General features: G+C 73.6%; 14 protein-coding genes. 10 read left to right on the forward strand and 4 right to left on the reverse strand.

Going from position 1 to position 17,541, the window contains the following annotated elements:
• Positions 1 to 22: 22 nt before the first annotated feature.
• On the forward strand, positions 23 to 793 hold the full coding sequence (locus OG702_RS27170; protein ID WP_327291570.1) for a methyltransferase: 771 nt from the start codon (positions 23 to 25) through the stop codon (positions 791 to 793).
• Between the two features lie 255 nt (positions 794 to 1,048).
• The gene (locus tag OG702_RS27175) at positions 1,049 to 1,450 is read left to right on the forward strand and encodes a DUF3040 domain-containing protein (RefSeq protein WP_327291571.1); all 402 of its coding nucleotides are present in this window, start codon (positions 1,049 to 1,051) and stop codon (positions 1,448 to 1,450) included.
• Positions 1,451 to 1,956: 506 nt separating this feature from the next.
• Here the strand turns inward: OG702_RS27175 and OG702_RS27180 are convergent.
• From OG702_RS27180 to OG702_RS27195, 4 genes are all read right to left on the reverse strand, one after another.
• Positions 1,957 to 4,365, reverse strand: a complete 2,409-nt coding sequence (locus tag OG702_RS27180) for a transglutaminase TgpA family protein (RefSeq protein WP_327291572.1) — start codon at positions 4,363 to 4,365, stop codon at positions 1,957 to 1,959.
• Positions 4,362 to 5,837 (reverse strand): DUF58 domain-containing protein, encoded by a 1,476-nt coding sequence (locus tag OG702_RS27185; RefSeq protein ID WP_327291573.1) that lies wholly within the window; start codon positions 5,835 to 5,837, stop codon positions 4,362 to 4,364. The genes OG702_RS27180 and OG702_RS27185 overlap by 4 nt, the downstream gene beginning before the upstream one ends.
• Positions 5,837 to 6,844 (reverse strand): AAA family ATPase, encoded by a 1,008-nt coding sequence (locus OG702_RS27190; RefSeq protein WP_327291574.1) that lies wholly within the window; start codon positions 6,842 to 6,844, stop codon positions 5,837 to 5,839. The genes OG702_RS27185 and OG702_RS27190 overlap by 1 nt, the downstream gene beginning before the upstream one ends.
• 142 nt (positions 6,845 to 6,986) lie before the next feature.
• On the reverse strand, positions 6,987 to 7,532 hold the full coding sequence (locus OG702_RS27195; protein ID WP_327291575.1) for a beta-class carbonic anhydrase: 546 nt from the start codon (positions 7,530 to 7,532) through the stop codon (positions 6,987 to 6,989).
• A gap of 233 nt (positions 7,533 to 7,765) precedes the next feature.
• On the opposite strand from OG702_RS27195, the gene mraZ reads away from it, so the two are divergent.
• The 8 genes from mraZ to murD all read left to right on the forward strand — a co-directional run bounded on the left by mraZ (position 7,766) and on the right by murD (position 17,510).
• Positions 7,766 to 8,197, forward strand: coding sequence for a division/cell wall cluster transcriptional repressor MraZ (gene mraZ / locus OG702_RS27200; RefSeq protein WP_327291576.1), 432 nt, complete (start codon positions 7,766 to 7,768; stop codon positions 8,195 to 8,197).
• Between the two features lie 212 nt (positions 8,198 to 8,409).
• Positions 8,410 to 9,387 (forward strand): 16S rRNA (cytosine(1402)-N(4))-methyltransferase RsmH, encoded by a 978-nt coding sequence (gene rsmH / locus OG702_RS27205; protein ID WP_327291577.1) that lies wholly within the window; start codon positions 8,410 to 8,412, stop codon positions 9,385 to 9,387.
• Positions 9,384 to 9,785, forward strand: coding sequence for a hypothetical protein (locus OG702_RS27210; protein ID WP_327291578.1), 402 nt, complete (start codon positions 9,384 to 9,386; stop codon positions 9,783 to 9,785). The genes rsmH and OG702_RS27210 overlap by 4 nt, the downstream gene beginning before the upstream one ends.
• A 286-nt stretch (positions 9,786 to 10,071) precedes the next feature.
• Positions 10,072 to 11,895: a peptidoglycan D,D-transpeptidase FtsI family protein gene (locus OG702_RS27215; protein WP_442814559.1), complete on the forward strand. Its 1,824-nt coding sequence runs from the start codon at positions 10,072 to 10,074 to the stop codon at positions 11,893 to 11,895.
• A 2-nt stretch (positions 11,896 to 11,897) separates the two neighbouring features.
• Entirely contained in the window at positions 11,898 to 13,571 is a 1,674-nt protein-coding gene (locus tag OG702_RS27220) for a UDP-N-acetylmuramoyl-L-alanyl-D-glutamate--2,6-diaminopimelate ligase (protein WP_327291580.1), read from the forward strand.
• On the forward strand, positions 13,568 to 15,010 hold the full coding sequence (locus OG702_RS27225) for a UDP-N-acetylmuramoyl-tripeptide--D-alanyl-D-alanine ligase (RefSeq protein ID WP_327291581.1): 1,443 nt from the start codon (positions 13,568 to 13,570) through the stop codon (positions 15,008 to 15,010). The genes OG702_RS27220 and OG702_RS27225 overlap by 4 nt, the downstream gene beginning before the upstream one ends.
• Positions 15,007 to 16,071 (forward strand): phospho-N-acetylmuramoyl-pentapeptide-transferase, encoded by a 1,065-nt coding sequence (gene mraY, locus OG702_RS27230; RefSeq protein WP_327291582.1) that lies wholly within the window; start codon positions 15,007 to 15,009, stop codon positions 16,069 to 16,071. Before OG702_RS27225 ends, mraY begins: the two co-directional genes overlap by 4 nt.
• Positions 16,068 to 17,510, forward strand: a complete 1,443-nt coding sequence (gene murD / locus OG702_RS27235; RefSeq protein WP_327291583.1) for a UDP-N-acetylmuramoyl-L-alanine--D-glutamate ligase — start codon at positions 16,068 to 16,070, stop codon at positions 17,508 to 17,510. Before mraY ends, murD begins: the two co-directional genes overlap by 4 nt.
• Positions 17,511 to 17,541 lie beyond the last annotated feature (31 nt).

Genomic DNA, 17,541 nt, shown 5'->3' on the forward strand with positions numbered 1-17,541 from the left:
CAGCCGCGAGGAGCCGTCCGCCATGTCCCGTCAAGGAGGGGTGGACCCGATGCGTCCCCGAGCCAGCCTGCGAACCGCCGTGGTCTGGGAAGTGCTGCGTGACGCGCTGGAGCGGCGGGCCAAGGCGGCCGACACCGAGGTCCTCGACGTGCTGGACACCGGCGGCGGCACCGGCAACTTCGCGGTGCCCGTCGCTCGCCTCGGCCACCGGGTCACCGTCGTCGACCCCAGCCCCGACGCGCTCTTCGCCCTGGAGCGGCGGGCCGCCGAGGCCGGCGTCACGGAGCGGGTCAGCGGCGTCCAGGGCGACGTCCAGGGGCTGCTCGACGTGATCACCCCCGCCGGTTACGACATGGTGCTCTGCCACGGGGTGCTGGAATACGTCGACGACCCGGCCGAGGGCGTCAGCCACGTCGCCGGCGCGCTGCGGCCGGCCGGGGCGCTCAGCCTGCTCGCTGCGGGCCGCGGCGGGGCCGTCCTGGCCAGGGCACTGGCCGGGCACTTCGCCGAGGCCCAGCACGCCCTGGGCGACCCGGACGGGCGATGGGGCAGCGGGGACTCGCTGCCCCGCCGCTTCACCGCGGAGGAGCTCACCCGGCTGGTGACCGACGCGGGGCTGCGGGCCGCCGCCGTGCACGGCGTGCGGATCTTCGCCGACCTGGTGCCGGGGGTCCTGGTCGACACCGAGCCGGGCGCGCTGGACGCGCTGCTCAGGCTGGAGCTGGCGGCCGCGGAGGACCCCGGTTTCCATGCTGTCGCCACCCAGCTGCATGTGCTCGCCGAACGGGACTGAGCGGCCGCCCCGCGCCCCCGTACGGGCCGGCCACGGTCCCGGCCCCGCCGCCACGTGCGGGGTGGCGTCCGGGGACTGCGTCACAGCCCGCCCGTCGCGCCATTCCTGACCGTATGCTGGCATGACGCGGCAGCGGACGGGGAATGAAGCACCCGTCGGGTTGGCGCACCGGGGTGGGTTTCACGGGGGCGATTCCCTGCCTATCCTGAAAGGGTCGGACCGGTCGCCTCAGCGACCGACGAGTAGGAGGTCTCCGTGCCGCTCTCGGAGCACGAGCAGCGCATGCTCGAGCAGATGGAGCGAGCGCTGTACGCCGAAGATCCCAAGTTCGCGTCGGCGCTTGAGGGAACCGGGCTGCGCACGTTCACCCGGCGCCGGATCTACCTGGCCGTCGCAGGGTTTCTGGTCGGTGTCGCGCTGCTCATGGGCGGCATGATCGCCAAGCTGACCTGGGTCGGCGTGGCAGGCTTCCTCGTCATGCTCGTGTGCGCGGTGCTCGCCGTGACCGGGTGGCGCAAGGCCGGCAAGCCGGGGGAGCAGCCGGCTCCCGCCGCTGCCCGCGGCCGGCTCGCCCGCCGGCACCAGCCCCGCAAGGGCAAGGTCATGGACCGCATCGAGGAGCGGTGGCAGCGCCGCCGCGACGAACAGGGCCAGTAGCCCTTCCCCCCGCCCGGGTACCCACCCGCTGGCCGCGGTGCCTCGACGGTTCCCCTTCCGCAGGGGCTGCCCATCCGCTGGCCGCGGTGGCTTCGCGGTTCCCCTCGCGTAGGGGGCGCCCTTCCCCGCGCTGCGCGAGGCTTGCGGTTCCCCTTCAGCAAGGGGGTGCCCACCAGGGGCGCGGCGAACTGCGCGCTCAGCCCACCACCGGCCGGTGGTCCGGCTTCGACAGCAACAGCCCCTTTCGGCCGGTGACGATCCGCGCCCCCGGTAGTGGCTTGTCGCGCAGTTCCCCGCGCCCCTGAGGGGCACCCTCCAGCGTCAGGGGATCGCTGGCCTCGCGCGGCGCGCGGAAGGGCACCCCCAGCGGAAAAGGCGCCCCTGAGGGCCCCCCGGTGTCGGGGAACCGCTGGCGTCGCGCGGCGCGCGGAAGGGCGCCCCCAGCCGGGAGGGTCCCCGCCCCGGGGGGGCACCCCGGACCGGAAAGGGCGCCCCCGGCGGTTTGTTCAGGGCTGGCGGGCCCAGCGGCGGCGGACGGGGGTTGTCAGGCGGTCGGTCGTGCGGGCCAGGCGCTCGGACGCCGCCGAGGCGGAGGCCGACAGCTGCCACACGACCCGGGCGAAGGAGCGCGGGAAGAAGCGGGCGCGGAAGCGGGCGCCGCGGGACGCGGAGGCGTAGAGCCCGGCCCGGACGGCGTGGACGTCGGCCGCCAGCCCCGTCGCGGGCTGCGGCCTCGGCGCGTACAGCGTGCGCTCCACCGCCGTGGCCAGCGAGCCGGCCCCCTCGGCGGCGGAACCGCTGAGGTGACCCTCGGTGACCAGCCGGGCCATCGCCCGCCGTGGCGTCTCGGACTCGTCCGGTGGGATGCCGTAGTCCCACCCGGTGTCGAGCACCTCCTCCCAGGCGGACAGCGCCAGCCCGGCGCCCTTCTCCCGGCCACCGCCCAGGCGTCTGGACCGCACCCGGCTGCGCCACAGCACTGGCAGCGTGGGCAACAGCAGCACAAGCAGCGCGAGCAGCAAGATCCCTGCCAGCCGCGGGCCGTCCACGCCGGAGCCGCCAGAACCGCCGCTGCCGGCGGCAGCAGCCGCCCCGCAGCTGGGCTGGTCGAGGTTGTGCCCGCCGCAGTTCGACGGGGCGGTCGGGGTAGGCCGGGCCGTGCTGCCCTGGCCGTGCTGGCTCGGGTCGGGGGTGTCGCTGCCGCCCGCGGTGCTGGTCGCCAGCGTGTAGGACGGCGGGGTGCCGCGGTAGGGCGTCGGCTCGAAGCGGGTCCAGCCGATGCCCTGGAAGTACAGCTCGGGCCAGGCGTGGGCGTCCTTGAGGCCGACCGACATCGAACCGTCGGTGGTCAGCGAGCCGGGGGTGAAGCCGACCGCGACCCGCGCCGGGATGTGCAGGGTGCGTGCCATCGCCGCCATGGTGAAGGCGAAGTGCACGCAGAAGCCCTTCTTGGTCTGCAGGAAGCGGGCGATGGCGTCCACGCCGGTACCGGACTTGGCCTCGGTGTCGTAGACGAACTGCCCCGAGGTGAAGTACCGCTGGAGGTCCAGGGCCCGCTGGTAGTCGGTGGTCGCCGACTGCGTCACCTGCCGGGCGGTGGCCGCCACGATCCCCGGCAGCGAGTCCGGCACCTTCTCGTACTGCTCGGCGATCCGCCCGCTGGCCGGCGGCGCCGTCGCGAGCTGGGCGGCGGTCGGGTTCAGCTGCATGCTGGTGACCTGGTACTGCAGGCCCGCCGTGGTCTGCCCGTGGTCCCCGATGACCATCCGGCCCTCGGGCTGGTAGCGCCAGTCACCGCTGACCTGCACGCTGCTCGCCGGGTACGGCATCGGCAGCCAGCCCTGCGAGTAGTCCCGGTCCACCGACACGGAGGTGTCGACGTCGGTGTACTTCACATCCGCGCCCTGGCCCTGCGGCGTCGGCAGCGTCTCGGGGATGTCCAGCTTGTCGTCCTTGGAGGCCGACCACTGGGTGCCGTCGAACTGGTCGAGCGAGACGATCCGCAGGTACATCGCGCTGGCGTCGGGGGAGCTGGTCTTGTAGGTCATCACCTCGCGGTTGTCCGGCTGGTTCAGGTAGTCCTGCAGCGCCACCTCGGGGCGTACCGAGGTGACGTTGCCGACCCCGCCGCCCAGGCCGTCACCGCTGCCGCCGCCGGTGGAGCCCAGCAGGCCGCCGCTCAGCGACGGCAGCACCACGGGCAGTACCACAGCGATACCCAGCGCCATCGCGCCGATCCGCCGGCCGGTACGCACCGGGGCCAGCGGCGCGCCGCCGCCCGCCGCGCCGGCCGGACCGGCCCAGCTGCCCTGCCGGGGCGCGCCACCGAAGACCCGCCCCCAGCGGGACAGCCGGTCGCGGCCCTCGGCGAGCAGCAGCAGCAGATAGCCTGCGGCGGCGATCAGGAAGTACAGCCACTGGCTGCCGCCCTCCTCCAGGCCCGCGGCGACCGCGTAGAGGGCCAGCAGCGGCAGCCCGGCCGGTGCCGCGCTGTTGTACGTCACCGCGATCGCGTCGACCGCGAGTGCGATCAGCAGCACCCCGCCGACCAGCAGGAACCTGATGCCGGGGGTGACCGGCGCCGGGATCGCGAAGTTCGTGACGTCGTTCATCCCGTCCTGGACCAGCTGGCCGAGCTGCCGGAAGGCCTGCGGACCCGGCAGCACACCGCCGACCGCCTGGTGCGGGGCGAACATCACGGTCAGCACCAGCACCGAGACCAGCAGTTGGGCCGCTATCGTCAGCGGCCTGGCCAGCGGCACCCGGCGGGCCGCGGCGCCCACCCCGGCCTGCAGCACCACGCACAGCAGCGCCTTGACATACCAGCCGCGGGGGCTGGCCAGCGGCAGCAGCGCGGCCGCCGCCATCAGCGAGGCCAGTGCCGCGAAAACCGTCAGCCGCGCGCGTCCGCTCATGTCGTCGCCCCCGCTTCGTGCCGTCCCTGGGGCGAGTCCGGGGACTCCTCCCGCGTGCGGTAACGGTCGGCCCGCTGCCACAGTTCCGGCAGCGCGTCGCCGGCCGCGACCTCCACCACCGTCCAACCCGCCTCGCGCAGCATCCGCACCGCGCGCCTGGTGCCGTTCTGCTCCTCGGCGGGTACGGCCTGCGCGTCGTCGACCGGCACCAGCCGCCCGGCGTCGTCCACGGCCACCCAGCCGTCGCTGTCCAGCACGAACGCGACCGCGCCGCCCGCCCGTTGCCTTATCCGGGCGACACCGGCCGCCTGCTCCTCGTCCAGGTCGCCGAGGAAGGCCACGACCAGTCCCTCGCTCGCCGACCGCAGCGTCTCGTACGCCGCCGACAGTGTCTCGCCGTCTGAATGGGTCACCACCGCGAGGGTGTCGAGCAGGACGCCCGCCATGTCCGAGGAGTCGCCGCCGAATCCGGCGGTGCCCTCGGGCCCGGGCACGCTGCTGCCGGTGTCGGTCAGCAGCCGGACCGCGTAGCCGCGCTCCAGCATGTGGGTGGACACCGACGCGGCGCCGGACACCGCCCATTCGAAGGCCGAGTCGGGTCCGGAGCCGAAGTAGGCCCGGGCGCGGGTGTCGAGCAGCACCGTGCAGCGCGCCCGGTGCGGCTGCTCCTCGCGGCGCACCATCAGCTCGCCGTACTTCGCGGTCGAGCGCCAGTGCACCCGGCGCAGGTCGTCGCCGTGCCGGTAGCCGCGCGGGATGACGTCGTCCTCGCCGGCGAAGGCCAGCGCCCTGGTGCGGCTCTCGCCGTAGCCGTTGGCCTCGCCGGCCAGCCGCACCGGCGGCAGCGGCTCGACCCGCGGGACGACGGTGAGGGTGTCGTAGGAGCTGAAGGAGCGGGTCAGCTCGCACATGCCGAACGGGTCGGTGAGCCGCAGTTGCAGCGGCCCGAGCGGGTAGCGGCCGCGCAGGTCGGAGCGCACCCGGTAGGACACCTCGCGGTGCCCGCCGGGCTCGACCCGGTCGAGGACGAAGCGCGGGCGCGGCCCGAGGACGTACGGCACCCGGTCCTGGAGCATCAGCAGGCCGGTGGGGATCCGCGAGACGTTGTCCACCCGCAGGTGCACCCGGGCCTCCGACATCGCGGGCACCCGGGACGGCGACAGGCGGCGGCTGCCCGCGACCCGGTAGCGGGTGCGGTAGAGCACCGCGACGCACACCAGCGGCAGCACCGCGAGCAGCAGGCCGACCCGCAGCAGGTCGGGCTGCCCGAGCACGTACGCGCATATCGCGGCGGCGACACCGGCGGCCACGAAGGACCTGCCGCGGGTGGTGAGCCCGCCGAGGGCGGTACGGAAGCCGCCGGTGCCCGCGGGGCGCCCGCCGCCGGGGTCGCCGGGCTCGCCCGCCTGCGGCGGCTGCGGGGGCTGCCACGGCGGGTGCGCGGGCGGCGGGGGAACGGCGGGGGAGGCCATCACAGGCCCCGGGAGCCCGGCATGCCCGGCCGGCGGCCGGCCGACGGGTCCGGGACCGGGACGCGCTGCAGGATCTCGGCCACCACCTGCTCCGGGGTGCGCCGGTTGAGCTGGGCCTGCGCGGTCGGCAGCAGCCGGTGCGCCAGGACCGCGGAGGCCAGCGCCTGCACGTCGTCGGGCAGGACGAAGTCCCGGCCGTCCAGGGCGGCGGAGGCCCTGGCCGCCCTGATCAGGTGCAGGGTGGCCCGGGGCGAGGCGCCGAGCCGCAGGTCGGGGTGCTCGCGGGTGGCGCCGACCAGGGTCACCGCGTAGCGCCGCACCGGGTCGGCGACGTGCACCTGGCGGACCGCCTCGATGAGCTTGACGATCTCGTGGGCGTGCGCGACCGGCTGGAGGTCGTCGAGCGGCGAGACCCCGCCGTGGGTGTCCAGCATCTTCAGCTCGGCGTCCGGGCTCGGGTAGCCGATGGACACCCGGGCGGTGAAGCGGTCCCGCTGGGCCTCGGGCAGCGGGTAGGTGCCCTCCATCTCCACCGGGTTCTGGGTGGCGATCACCATGAAGGGGCTGGGCAGTTCGTAGGTGGTGCCGTCGACGGTGACCTGGCGCTCCTCCATCGACTCCAGCAGCGCCGACTGCGTCTTGGGCGAGGCACGGTTGATCTCGTCGCCCACCACGATCTGCGCGAAGATCGCGCCGGGCTTGAACTCGAAGTCCCGCTGCTGCTGGTCGAAGACGCTCACCCCGGTGATGTCGGAGGGCAGCAGGTCGGGCGTGAACTGGATCCGCCGCACCGAGCAGTCGATCGAACGTGCCAGCGCCTTGGACAGCATCGTCTTGCCGACGCCCGGCACGTCCTCGATCAGCAGGTGCCCCTCCGCCAGCAGGACCGTCAGCGCAACCCGTACGACCTCGGGCTTGCCCTCGATCACGTTCTCCACACTGCGGCGAACCCGGTCCGCGGTCGTGGTCAGATCACTCAGGCTTGCGCGTGCATCAAAGGTCGTCACCCGGTACTCCTCGGCCATGTTCCGCGGGACACGGTCATCCCTGGACCGGCCCTCCCCGATGTGCGTCCCGCTCGCTTCGAGCGAGGCGGTGCCGCACTGTGCATTCTTCCCTTACGCGGCACCCCACGTCACTCGCCTGCCGTTACTTGTTCGTGATTTCCCGCAGCAGGCCGGTGTGGACGTCGAAGACGAAGCCCCTGACGTCGTCGGTGTGGGCGAGGAAGGGCGAGGTCCTGACCCTGGCGATGGACTGCCTGACGTCCTGGTCGAGGTCGGTGAACGACTCCACCGCCCAGGTCGGCCGCTGGCCGACCTCGCGCTCCAGCTCGCCGCGGAAGTCCTCGGTGATGCTCTGCATCCCGCAGTTGGTGTGGTGGATCAGCACGACCGACCGGGTGCCCAGGGCGCGCTGGCTGATGGTCAGCGAGCGGATCGTGTCGTCGGTGACCACCCCGCCGGCGTTGCGGATGGTGTGGCAGTCGCCGAGAGCGAGGCCGAGGGCCTTGTGCAGGTCGATCCGGGCGTCCATGCAGGCCACGACGGCGACCTTGAGCACCGGCCTGGCGTCCATGCCCGGGTCGTGGAATTCGGCGGCGTACCGCGCGTTGGCGTCAACCAGTCGGTCGGTGACCGACGCGGTGGCGGGTGCCGAGGTCTCGGAGGGCCCGCCTGCAGCAGATATCGACATGGCTCTGACGGTACGGCCCGGACACCGCGGTCACCTGCTGTGAGATCCGACGAAACGGCAAAATAACCGGTCAATCGCGCGGGGTGTGATGTAACCCACAGGGGTGGCAGGGCGCGCTGCGGGGGTCGCCCGGCAGGGTGACGCGCCCGCCCCTGCCGAACGTTGACCGTGGGGCATGGTGGAGTAAAGTGGCGCGAAGTGGTGCGTGAAAAGTGGCGTTCGCGGGAGGTGCGATGTTCCTCGGGACGTACACCCCGCGGCTGGACGACAAGCATCGCCTGGTGCTGCCCGCCCGCTTCCGCGAGCCCCTGGCCGAGGGGCTGGTGATCACCCGCGGGCAGGAGCGGTGCCTGTGCGTCTGGCCGGTCGACGGCTTCAAGGCGGCCACCGAGCAGCTGTCCGCGGCACCGCTGACCTCGAAGTCCGCCCGTGACTACCTGCGGGTGCTGTTCGCCGGCGCGCACGACGAGATCCCCGACCGGCAGGGCCGGGTGACCGTCCCGCAGCCGCTGCGGGAGTACGCGGGTCTGGTCCGCGACTGCGCGGTGATCGGTGCCAACAGCCGGGTGGAGATCTGGTCGGCGACCGCCTGGGCCGATTATCTGGCGGCGCAGGAGGACACGTTTTCGGCCCTGTCGAAGGAGGTTCCGCCCGGATTACTGTGAGCGCGGCCCCGCACCCGCGTGCTCGTCCCGAGAAATCACCCGCGCGGACGTACGGCTCGGCCTCCTCCCGCTCCACCGTTGCGCTGGCACCACTTCCCCGGTGCCAGGGGAACGTTTCTGCCGAGCGGGCGGGGACCAGGTTCTACGTCCACCCGTCGGCCGCCACCCCCGGGCCGGCCGCGCGCCAGCACCGTCCGAGAAGGGCCGGCCCCATGAGCGACACCTCCCCGCAGCCACCGGAGCCACGGCACGTCCCGGTGATGCTGCGGCGCTGCCTCGACCTGCTGGGGCCCGCGCTGGCTGCACCCGGCGCCGTCGTCGTGGACGCCACGCTGGGCCTCGGCGGGCACAGCGAGGCGCTGCTGAGCACCTTCCCCGCCGTCCGGCTGATCGCGCTGGACCGCGACCCCGAGGCGCTCAAGCTCTCGGGCCGGCGGCTGGCCCGCTTCGGCGACCGGGCCACCCTGGTGCACGCGGTCTACGACGAGCTGCCTGACGTCCTGGCCGGGCTGTCGGTGCCGCGCGTGCAGGGCGTGCTCTTCGACCTCGGCGTGTCGTCCATGCAGCTCGACGAGGCCGACCGCGGCTTCGCCTACGCGCAGGACGCCCCGCTGGACATGCGGATGGACCAGACCACCGGGATCAGCGCCGCCGAGGTGCTCAACACCTACCCGCCGGGCGACCTGGTCCGCATCCTGCGCAGCTACGGCGAGGAGAAGTTCGCCCGCAAGATCGTGGACGCGGTGGTGCGGCAGCGGGACGCCGAGCCGTTCGGCAACAGCGCCAGGCTGGTCGAACTGATCAGGGACGCGCTGCCGCAGGCCGCCAAGCGCACCGGCGGCAATCCGGCCAAGCGCACCTTCCAGGCGCTGCGGATCGAGGTCAACGGCGAGCTGACGGTGCTGGAGCGGGCCGTGCCCGCTGCGGTCGGCGCGCTCGCGGTGGGCGGCCGGATCGCGGTGCTCGCCTACCACTCGCTGGAGGACCGGCTGGTCAAGCAGGTCTTCGCGGCCGGCGCGGCGAACACCGCACCGCCGGGGCTGCCCGTGGTGCCCGAGCAGTACCAGCCGCGGTTGCGGCTGCTCACCCGTGGCGCGGAACTGCCCACCGAGGACGAGATCGCCGAGAACCGGCGGGCCGCGCCCGCCCGGCTGCGCGGCGCCGAGCGGATCCGCGAGGAGGCCAGGTGAGCCCGGTCCGCGGCCGGGCCGGAACCGCGGCCCGTGCCCCGTTCGTCATCCTTGTCGTGACACTGCTCGCCGGTGGCCTGATCTCGCTGCTGCTGCTCAACGCCGCGGTCAACCAGGACTCCTTCCAGCTGAACAAGCTGGAGAACGAGACCACGGGGTACACGGACGAGCAGCAGCAACTGCAGCAGGAGGTCGACCAGTACGGGGCTCCGGCCACGCTGGAGCGCAAGGCCAGGCAGCTCGGCATGGTCCCCGGCGGCAACCCGGCCTTCCTCGGCCCCGGCGGTTCCGTGCTGGGCACGCCGGAACGGGCCACGGCCCCGCCGGCCCCGCCGAGGCCCCCCGCGTCCGCACCTCCGGGGACGCCCCCGGCCCCACCGACGACTCCTGGCAGGTGATCCGCGTGAACCGCTCGTTCAGGCCGGCCCCCCTCGCGGCGGCCCGCGGCGCCCACCCGGGCCCGCGGGTGACGGCCGGCCCGGCCGCCACGCGGTGCGGAGGTGACCGGTGAGCGCGCCCCGGCCGCCGGCCGGCGGGCGCCGGCCGGGGCCAGGGCCCCGGCCGAGGCCCGCGGTGCGGGCGGGGGCGCCGCAGGGCGGCAGGCGGCGCCCCGTACCGCCACCGCGGCGGCCGCGGCCGCCGCGGGTGGTCAGGCTCGGCCGGCCCCGCCCGCGGCTCCGCCTGGTGGCGGTGGCGCTCACGCTGGTGATGGGCGTGTTCGTGGTGCGCCTGCTCCAGGTGCAGGCGGTCGACGCGTCGGCGTACGCGTCGAAGGCCGCGGTGAACCGCTGGGTCACCCACGACGTGACCGCGGACCGCGGCACGATCACCGACCGCTCGGGCGTGGCGCTGGCCGCCACCGTGGACGCGTACGACATCACCGCTGACCCGTATCTGTTCACCCCCGAGCAGGCGAAGGTCAAGGACGCCCCGGCGCAGGCGGCGGAGCTGCTCGCGCCGATCGTCGGCGGCGACCCGACGACGATCGCCCGGCAGCTGTCCACCCCGGGCTCGCGCTACCAGCTGCTGGCCCGGCAGCAGTCCCCGCAGGCCTGGAACCAGATCTCCGACCTGAAGAAGGCGCTCGCCGCCAAGGCGGTGAACCATCCCGGCGCCGACGTGCTGGCCGGGGTGTTCAGCGAGCCGCACACCAAGCGGGTCTACCCCGGCGGCGACCTCGCCGCCGGAGTGCTCGGCTTCGTCAACGGCAAGGGCAGCGGCGGCGGCGGCCTGGAGACGATGCTGGACAAGCAGCTGGCCGGCCGGAACGGCAAGATCCGCTACGCCCAGTCCAACGGCCGCCAGGTCCCCACCGCCGGCGTCCAGGAGCAGCCCGCGGTGCCCGGTTCTGACGTGGAGCTGACCTTGGACCGGGACATCCAGTGGGCGGCGCAGAGCGCGATCAGCGCCCAGGTGACCAAGTCCAGGGCCGACCGCGGCTACGTCACCGTGATGGACAACAGGACCGGCCAGGTGCTGGCGATGGCCGACGCCCCCGGCTTCGACCCGGGCGACCTGACGCACGCCGACCCCGAGGCGCTCGGCAACGCCGCGATGCAGGACGCGTACGAGCCGGGCAGCGTCAGCAAGCTGATGTCGATGGCCGCGATCATCGACACCGGCACCGCGACGCCCACCACCCACGTCGTCGTGCCCGGCACCCTGCCGCGCGCGGACCGGGTCTTCCACGACGACGTCGACCACGGCACCTGGTATCTGACGCTGAACGGGGTGCTCGCCAAGTCCAGCAACATCGGCACGATCGAGGCCAGCGGGCGGCTCGGCAAGACCCAGCCGGAGGCCAACCGGGTGCTGTACTCGTACCTGAAGAAGTTCGGCCTCGGCGAGCCCAGCGGCGTCGGCTTCCCCGGCGAGACCCCCGGCATCCTGGCCAAGCCGCAGGACTGGAACGCCTCGCAGCAGTACACGATCCCGTTCGGCCAGGGCCTGTCGCTGAACGCGCTGCAGGCCACCTCGGTCTACGCGACCATCGCCAACGGCGGCGTCCGGGTCGAGCCGAGCCTGATCCGCGGCATCACCGGACCCGACGGGCGCTTCGTGCCGGCCGCGCCGCCGAAGAAGACCCGGGTGGTCAGCACGCAGACCGCCAGGACGCTCTCCACCATGCTGGAGTCGGTCGTCGGCAGCGAGCAGGGCACCGGCGTCAACGCCCGGATCGACGGCTACCGGGTCGCCGGCAAGACCGGTACGGCCAACCGGGTGGACCCGAAAACCGGCACGTACAAGGGCTACACCGCGTCCTTCATGGGCTTCGCGCCGGCCGACGACCCGCGGGTCACCGTCTCCTGCGTCATCCAGAACCCGACGAAGGGCAGCTACTTCGGCGGCTCGATCTGCGGCCCGGTCTTCAAACAGGTGATGGAATTCGCCCTCAAGACGCTCCAGGTGCCGCCGTCCGGCGTCCCCGCGCCGAAGCTGCCGATCACCTTCGACCCGGCGGACGCGGTGGCCCCCGCGACCCAGCCGACCGGCGCCAGGGCGCGGTGAGCATGGCAGGCACCGACCGTGACCAGCCCGGCGCTGTCAGCGGCACGCGGCGCGACCCGCGCCGGCCGCACCCGGCCTGTTTTGGCCCGGAGCCCGGCCCGCCCGGTAACCTCACCGCCGTGCCCAACCCTGATCAAGCCACCCTCACCCAGCCGGGCCCGCCGCGCCCGACACGGGTCCGGCCGAAACCGCTGGCGGACCTCGCCCGGCGGCTCGGCATCCCGGACCCCGGCGGTGACGCCGCTGTCACCGGCATCACCCACGACTCGCGCGCGGTCCGCCCGGGCGACCTCTACACCGCCTTGCCCGGCGCCCGTTTCCACGGCGCCGACTTCGCGGCCCAGGCGGCCGCCGCGGGAGCCGCGGCCGTGCTCACCGATCCGGCGGGCGCCGAGCGGGCCGCCGCGACCGGCCTGCCGGTGCTGACCGTCGCCGACCCCAGATCGGAGATGGGCGCGCTGGCCGCGGCCGTCTACGACGGGCCCGGCGAGGCGCTGCTGAAGATCGGCATCACCGGGACCTCCGGTAAGACCACGACCGCGTATCTGGTCGAGGGCGGGCTGCGGGCCGCCACCGGCGGCGGTACGGGCCTGGTCGGCACGGTCGAGACCCGGATCGGCGACGAGCGCATCAAGAGCGAGCGCACCACGCCGGAGGCCACCGACCTGCAGGCGCTGTTCGCGGTGATGCGCGAGCGCGGTGTCGGCTCGCTCGTCATGGAGGTCTCCAGCCACGCCCTGGTGCTCGGCCGGGTCGACGGCGCCGTCTTCGACGTGGCCGTCTTCACCAACCTCAGCCCGGAGCACATGGAGTTCCACTCCGGCATGGAGGACTACTTCCAGGCCAAGGCGCAGCTGTTCACCCCGCGGCGCAGCCGGCTCGGCGTGGTGAACCTGGACGACGAGTACGGCCGCCGGCTGGTCGCCGAGGCCACCGTGCCGCTGGTGACCTTCTCGGCGCAGGGCCGGCTGGACGCCGACTGGCGGGCCGAGGACGTCGAGGCCGACCTGGCGGGCAGCACCTTCACGGTGATCGGCCCCAAGGGCGAGCGGCTGGCGGCCACCGCGCCGCTGCCCGGCCCCTTCAACGTCGCGAACACCCTCGCCGCCGTCACCGCGCTGGCCGCCGCCGGCCTGGACCCGCAGAGCGCCGCCGAGGGCGTCGCCGCCGTCCCCGGGGTGCCGGGCCGGCTGGAGCGGGTCGACGCCGGGCAGCCGTATCTCGCCGTGGTGGACTACGCGCACAAGACCGACGCCGTGGAGTCCGTGCTGCGGGCGCTGCGCAAGACCACCCGCGGCCGGATCCACGCCGTGCTGGGCTGCGGCGGCGACCGCGACACCACCAAGCGCGGCCCGATGGGCGCCGCGCTGGCCAGGCTGGCCGACACCGCCGTCCTGACGTCGGACAACCCGCGTTCCGAGGACCCGCTGGCGATCCTCGCCACGATGCTGGCAGGGGCCTCCGAGGTGCCCGCCGAGCAGCGCGCCCGGGTCGTCGTCGAACCCGACAGGGCCGCCGCGGTGGCCGCCGCCGTCGCCGCGGCCGAGCCCGGCGACATCGTGCTGGTGGCGGGCAAGGGCCACGAGCAGGGCCAGGACATCGCCGGAGAGGTGCGCCCCTTCGACGACCGAGAGGTGCTGCGCGCCGCGATCGAGAAGGACCGGAAAGCATCGTGATCCCCCTTTCCCTCGCCGAGGTCGCACGTGCGGTCGGCGGGAGCACGCACGACATACCGGACGACAGCCTGATGGTGACGGGGCCGGTGATCCGGGACTCCCGAGAGGCGGTGCCCGGCGCGCTCTTCGTGGCCTTCGCCGGTGAGCGGGCCGACGGCCACGACTTCGCCGCCCAGGTGGTCCAGGCGGGCGCGGTGGCGGTGCTCGCCTCCCGCCCGGTCGGTGTGCCCGCGATCGTGGTCGAGGACGTGCAGGCCGCGCTGGGCGCCCTGGCCCGGCACGTCATCGACCGGCTGGGCGCCACCGTGGTCGCACTGACCGGCTCCGCGGGCAAGACCAGCACCAAGGACCTGATGGCGCAGCTGCTCGAGCGGCTGGCGCCGACCGTCTACACCCCCGGGTCGCTGAACAACGAGATCGGCCTGCCGCTGACCGCGCTGCAGGCCGACGAGGGCACCCGGCACCTGGTGCTGGAGATGGGCGCCCGCGGCATCGGCCACATCGCGTATCTGACCGGGCTGACACCGCCGCGCATCGGTGTGGTCCTCAACGTCGGAAGTGCCCACATCGGCGAGTTCGGCGGCAAGGAGCAGATCGCCCAGGCCAAGGGCGAACTGGTCGAGTCGCTGCCGGACGGGCACGACGGTGGCATCGCCGTACTGAACGCCGACGATCCGCTGGTGCTGGCCATGGCGGCTCGTACAAAGGCCCGGGTGGTGCTCTTCGGGGAGAGCGAGCAGGCGGACGTCCGGGCGACCGATATCACCCTCAACGACCGAGGTCAGGCGGTCTTCAGCCTCCGAACACCCACCGGGTGCGCCGACGTGACCTTGCGCCTGTACGGTGAGCACCACGTGTCGAACGCGCTCGCCGCAGCCGCCGTCGCCAGTGAACTCGGCATGCCCGCAGGGGAGATCGCCATCGCGCTCTCCGCGGCAGGACCGTTGTCGCACTGGCGGATGGAGGTCACCGAGCGCCCCGACGGCGTGACGGTCGTCAACGACGCCTACAACGCGAACCCCGAATCCATGAGGGCAGCCCTGCGCGCACTCGCCGCGATGGGCAGGTCCGCACAGGCCGCGGGGGGACGGACGTGGGCGGTGCTGGGAAAGATGGCCGAACTGGGCGGGGAAGCTCTCGCCGAGCACGACGCGGTGGGGCGGCTGGTCGTCCGGCTCAACGTCAGCAAGCTCGTTGCGGTCGGCGGTACGGAAGCCGGGTGGCTGCAATTGGGCGCCTATAACGAGGGTTCGTGGGGTGAGGAGTCGGTGCACGTGTCCGACGCGGAGGCGGCGATCGACCTGTTGCGCGCAGAGGTGCGCCCAGGTGACGTCGTGCTGGTGAAGGCATCACGGTCGGTCGGTCTCGAGGCCGTCGCCCTGGCGCTGACCGGGGGCGGTTCCGGCGGTACGGCGGCACGCGAGGGTGCCGCGCGATGAAGCAGATCCTCGTCTCCGGGGTGATCGCGCTGTTCCTGTCGCTGATCGGCACCCCGCTGCTGATCCGTCTGCTGGCCCGCAAGGGCTACGGGCAGATGATCCGCGACGACGGCCCGCAGAACCACCACAGCAAGCGCGGGACGCCCACCATGGGCGGTATCGCGTTCATCCTGGCCACCCTGGTCGCGTACGCCTCGACCAAGGTGATCACCGGTGACAAGCCGTCCATGTCGGGCGTGCTGGTGCTGTTCCTGACCGCGGGGCTCGGGCTCGTCGGCTTCCTCGACGACTACATCAAGATCGTCAAGCAGCGCAGCCTGGGCCTGCGGGCCAAGGCGAAGATGGCGGGCCAGCTCATCGTCGGCATCACCTTCGCGGTGCTGGCGCTGAACTTCCACGACTCGCGCAACCAGACGCCGGCCTCCACCAAGCTGTCCTTCACCACGGACTTCGGCTGGTCGATCGGCCCGGTGATCTTCGTGATCTGGGCGCTGTTCATGATCCTGGCGATGTCCAACGGCGTGAACCTCACCGACGGCCTGGACGGCCTGGCCACCGGCGCCTCGGTGATGGTCTTCGCCGCCTACACCGTCATCGGCGTGTGGCAGTACGGCCAGTGGTGCGGGGCCCAGGTCAGCGCCAACGGAGCCTGCTACGAGGTGCGCGACCCGCTGGACCTCGCGGTGGTCGCGGCGGCCCTGGTGGGCGCCCTGTTCGGCTTCCTGTGGTGGAACACCTCGCCGGCCAAGATCTTCATGGGCGACACCGGTTCGCTCGCGCTGGGCGGCGCGCTCGCCGGCCTGGCGATCTGCTCGCGCACCGAGCTGCTGCTCGCCATCCTCGGCGGCCTGTTCGTCCTGATCACCATGTCGGTGGTCATCCAGGTCGGCTCCTTCCGGCTGACCGGCAAGCGGGTCTTCCGGATGGCACCCCTCCAGCACCACTTCGAGCTCAAGGGCTGGAGCGAGGTCCTGGTGGTGGTCAGATTCTGGATCATCCAGGGCATGTGCATGGCCGTGGGGCTCGGCATCTTCTACGCCGCGTGGGTGGCCGCGTCATGACGCAGGGGCACGCCGGGCCCGGCGGATTCAAGGACGCGGCGGTCACCGTCGCCGGGCTCGGCGTGTCCGGGGTGCCCGCGGCCAGGGCGCTGCACGCGCTCGGCGCCCGCGTCACCGTGGTCAACGGCGTCGCGGGGGAGCGGCAGCAGGCCGAGGCGGCGGAGCTGGAGGCGCTGGGCATCACCGTGCGCCTCGGCGACGGCGAGACCCTGCCCGAGGGCACCGAGCTCGTCGTCACCTCGCCCGGCTGGCCGCCGTCCAGCCCGCTGTTCGCCGCGGCGGCGCAGGCCGGCGTCGAGGTCATCGGCGACGTGGAGCTGGCCTGGCGGCTGCGGGGCCCGGACGCCGCGCCCTGGCTGGCGGTCACCGGCACCAACGGCAAGACGACCACCACCCGCATGCTCGCCGCCATGCTCACCGCGGCGGGCCTGCGTACCGCGGCGGTCGGCAACATCGGCGTCTCGCTGCTCGACGCGGTCCTCGGCGAGGAGCAGTACGACGTCCTCGCCGTGGAGCTGTCCAGCTACCAGCTGCACTGGGCGCCCGGCATCCGCCCGCACTCCGCCGCGGTGCTCAACCTGGCCCCCGACCACCTCGACTGGCACGGCTCGATGGACGCCTATGTCGCCGACAAGGGCCGTATCTACCACGGCAACACGGTCGCCTGCGTCTACAACGCGGCCGACCCCGCGACCGAGCGGCTGGTCGAACAGGCCGACGTCGAGGAGGGCTGCCGGGCGATCGGCTTCACCCTGGACGCGCCCCGGATGTCGGAGCTGGGGGTGGTCGACGGGCTGCTGGTGGACCGGGCCTTCGTCGAGGACCGCCGCAACAGCGCGCAGGAGCTGGCAGAGGCCGCCGACGTGCAGCCGCTCGCCCCGCACAACATCGCCAACGCCCTGGCGGCCGCCGCGCTGGCCCGCGCCTACGGGGTGCCGGCCGGCGCGGTCCGCGAGGGCCTGCGGGCCTTCCGCCCGGACGCCCACCGGATCGCCGAGGTCGCCGTGCTTGACGGGGTGGCCTACGTCGACGACTCCAAGGCCACCAACACCCATGCCGCGCAGGCGTCGCTGACGTCGTACGAGCACGTGGTGTGGATCGCCGGCGGGCTCGCCAAGGGCGCCGAGTTCGACGAGCTGGTGACCGCGGCCGCCGGACGGCTGCGCGGGGCGGTGCTGCTCGGCGCCGACCGCGCGCTGATCCGCGAAGCCCTGGCGCGACACGCCCCCCAGGTGCCGGTGGTGGACCTGGAACGGACCGACACTGGGGCGATGTCCGCGGCGGTGGCCGCGGCACGGCAGTTGGCCACCGCGGGCGACACCGTCCTGCTGGCGCCCGCCTGCGCGTCGATGGACATGTTCAGCAACTACAACCAGCGCGGCGACCTGTTCGCGGACGCCGTACGCGCCGCCCTGCCGGACTCCGCGGCGCACTCCTAGCCGCCGGGGCCCGCCCCCGCAGGCCGCGGCG

The sequence above is a fragment of the Streptomyces sp. NBC_01198 genome (assembly GCF_036010485.1).
GTDB lineage: Bacteria > Actinomycetota > Actinomycetes > Streptomycetales > Streptomycetaceae > Actinacidiphila.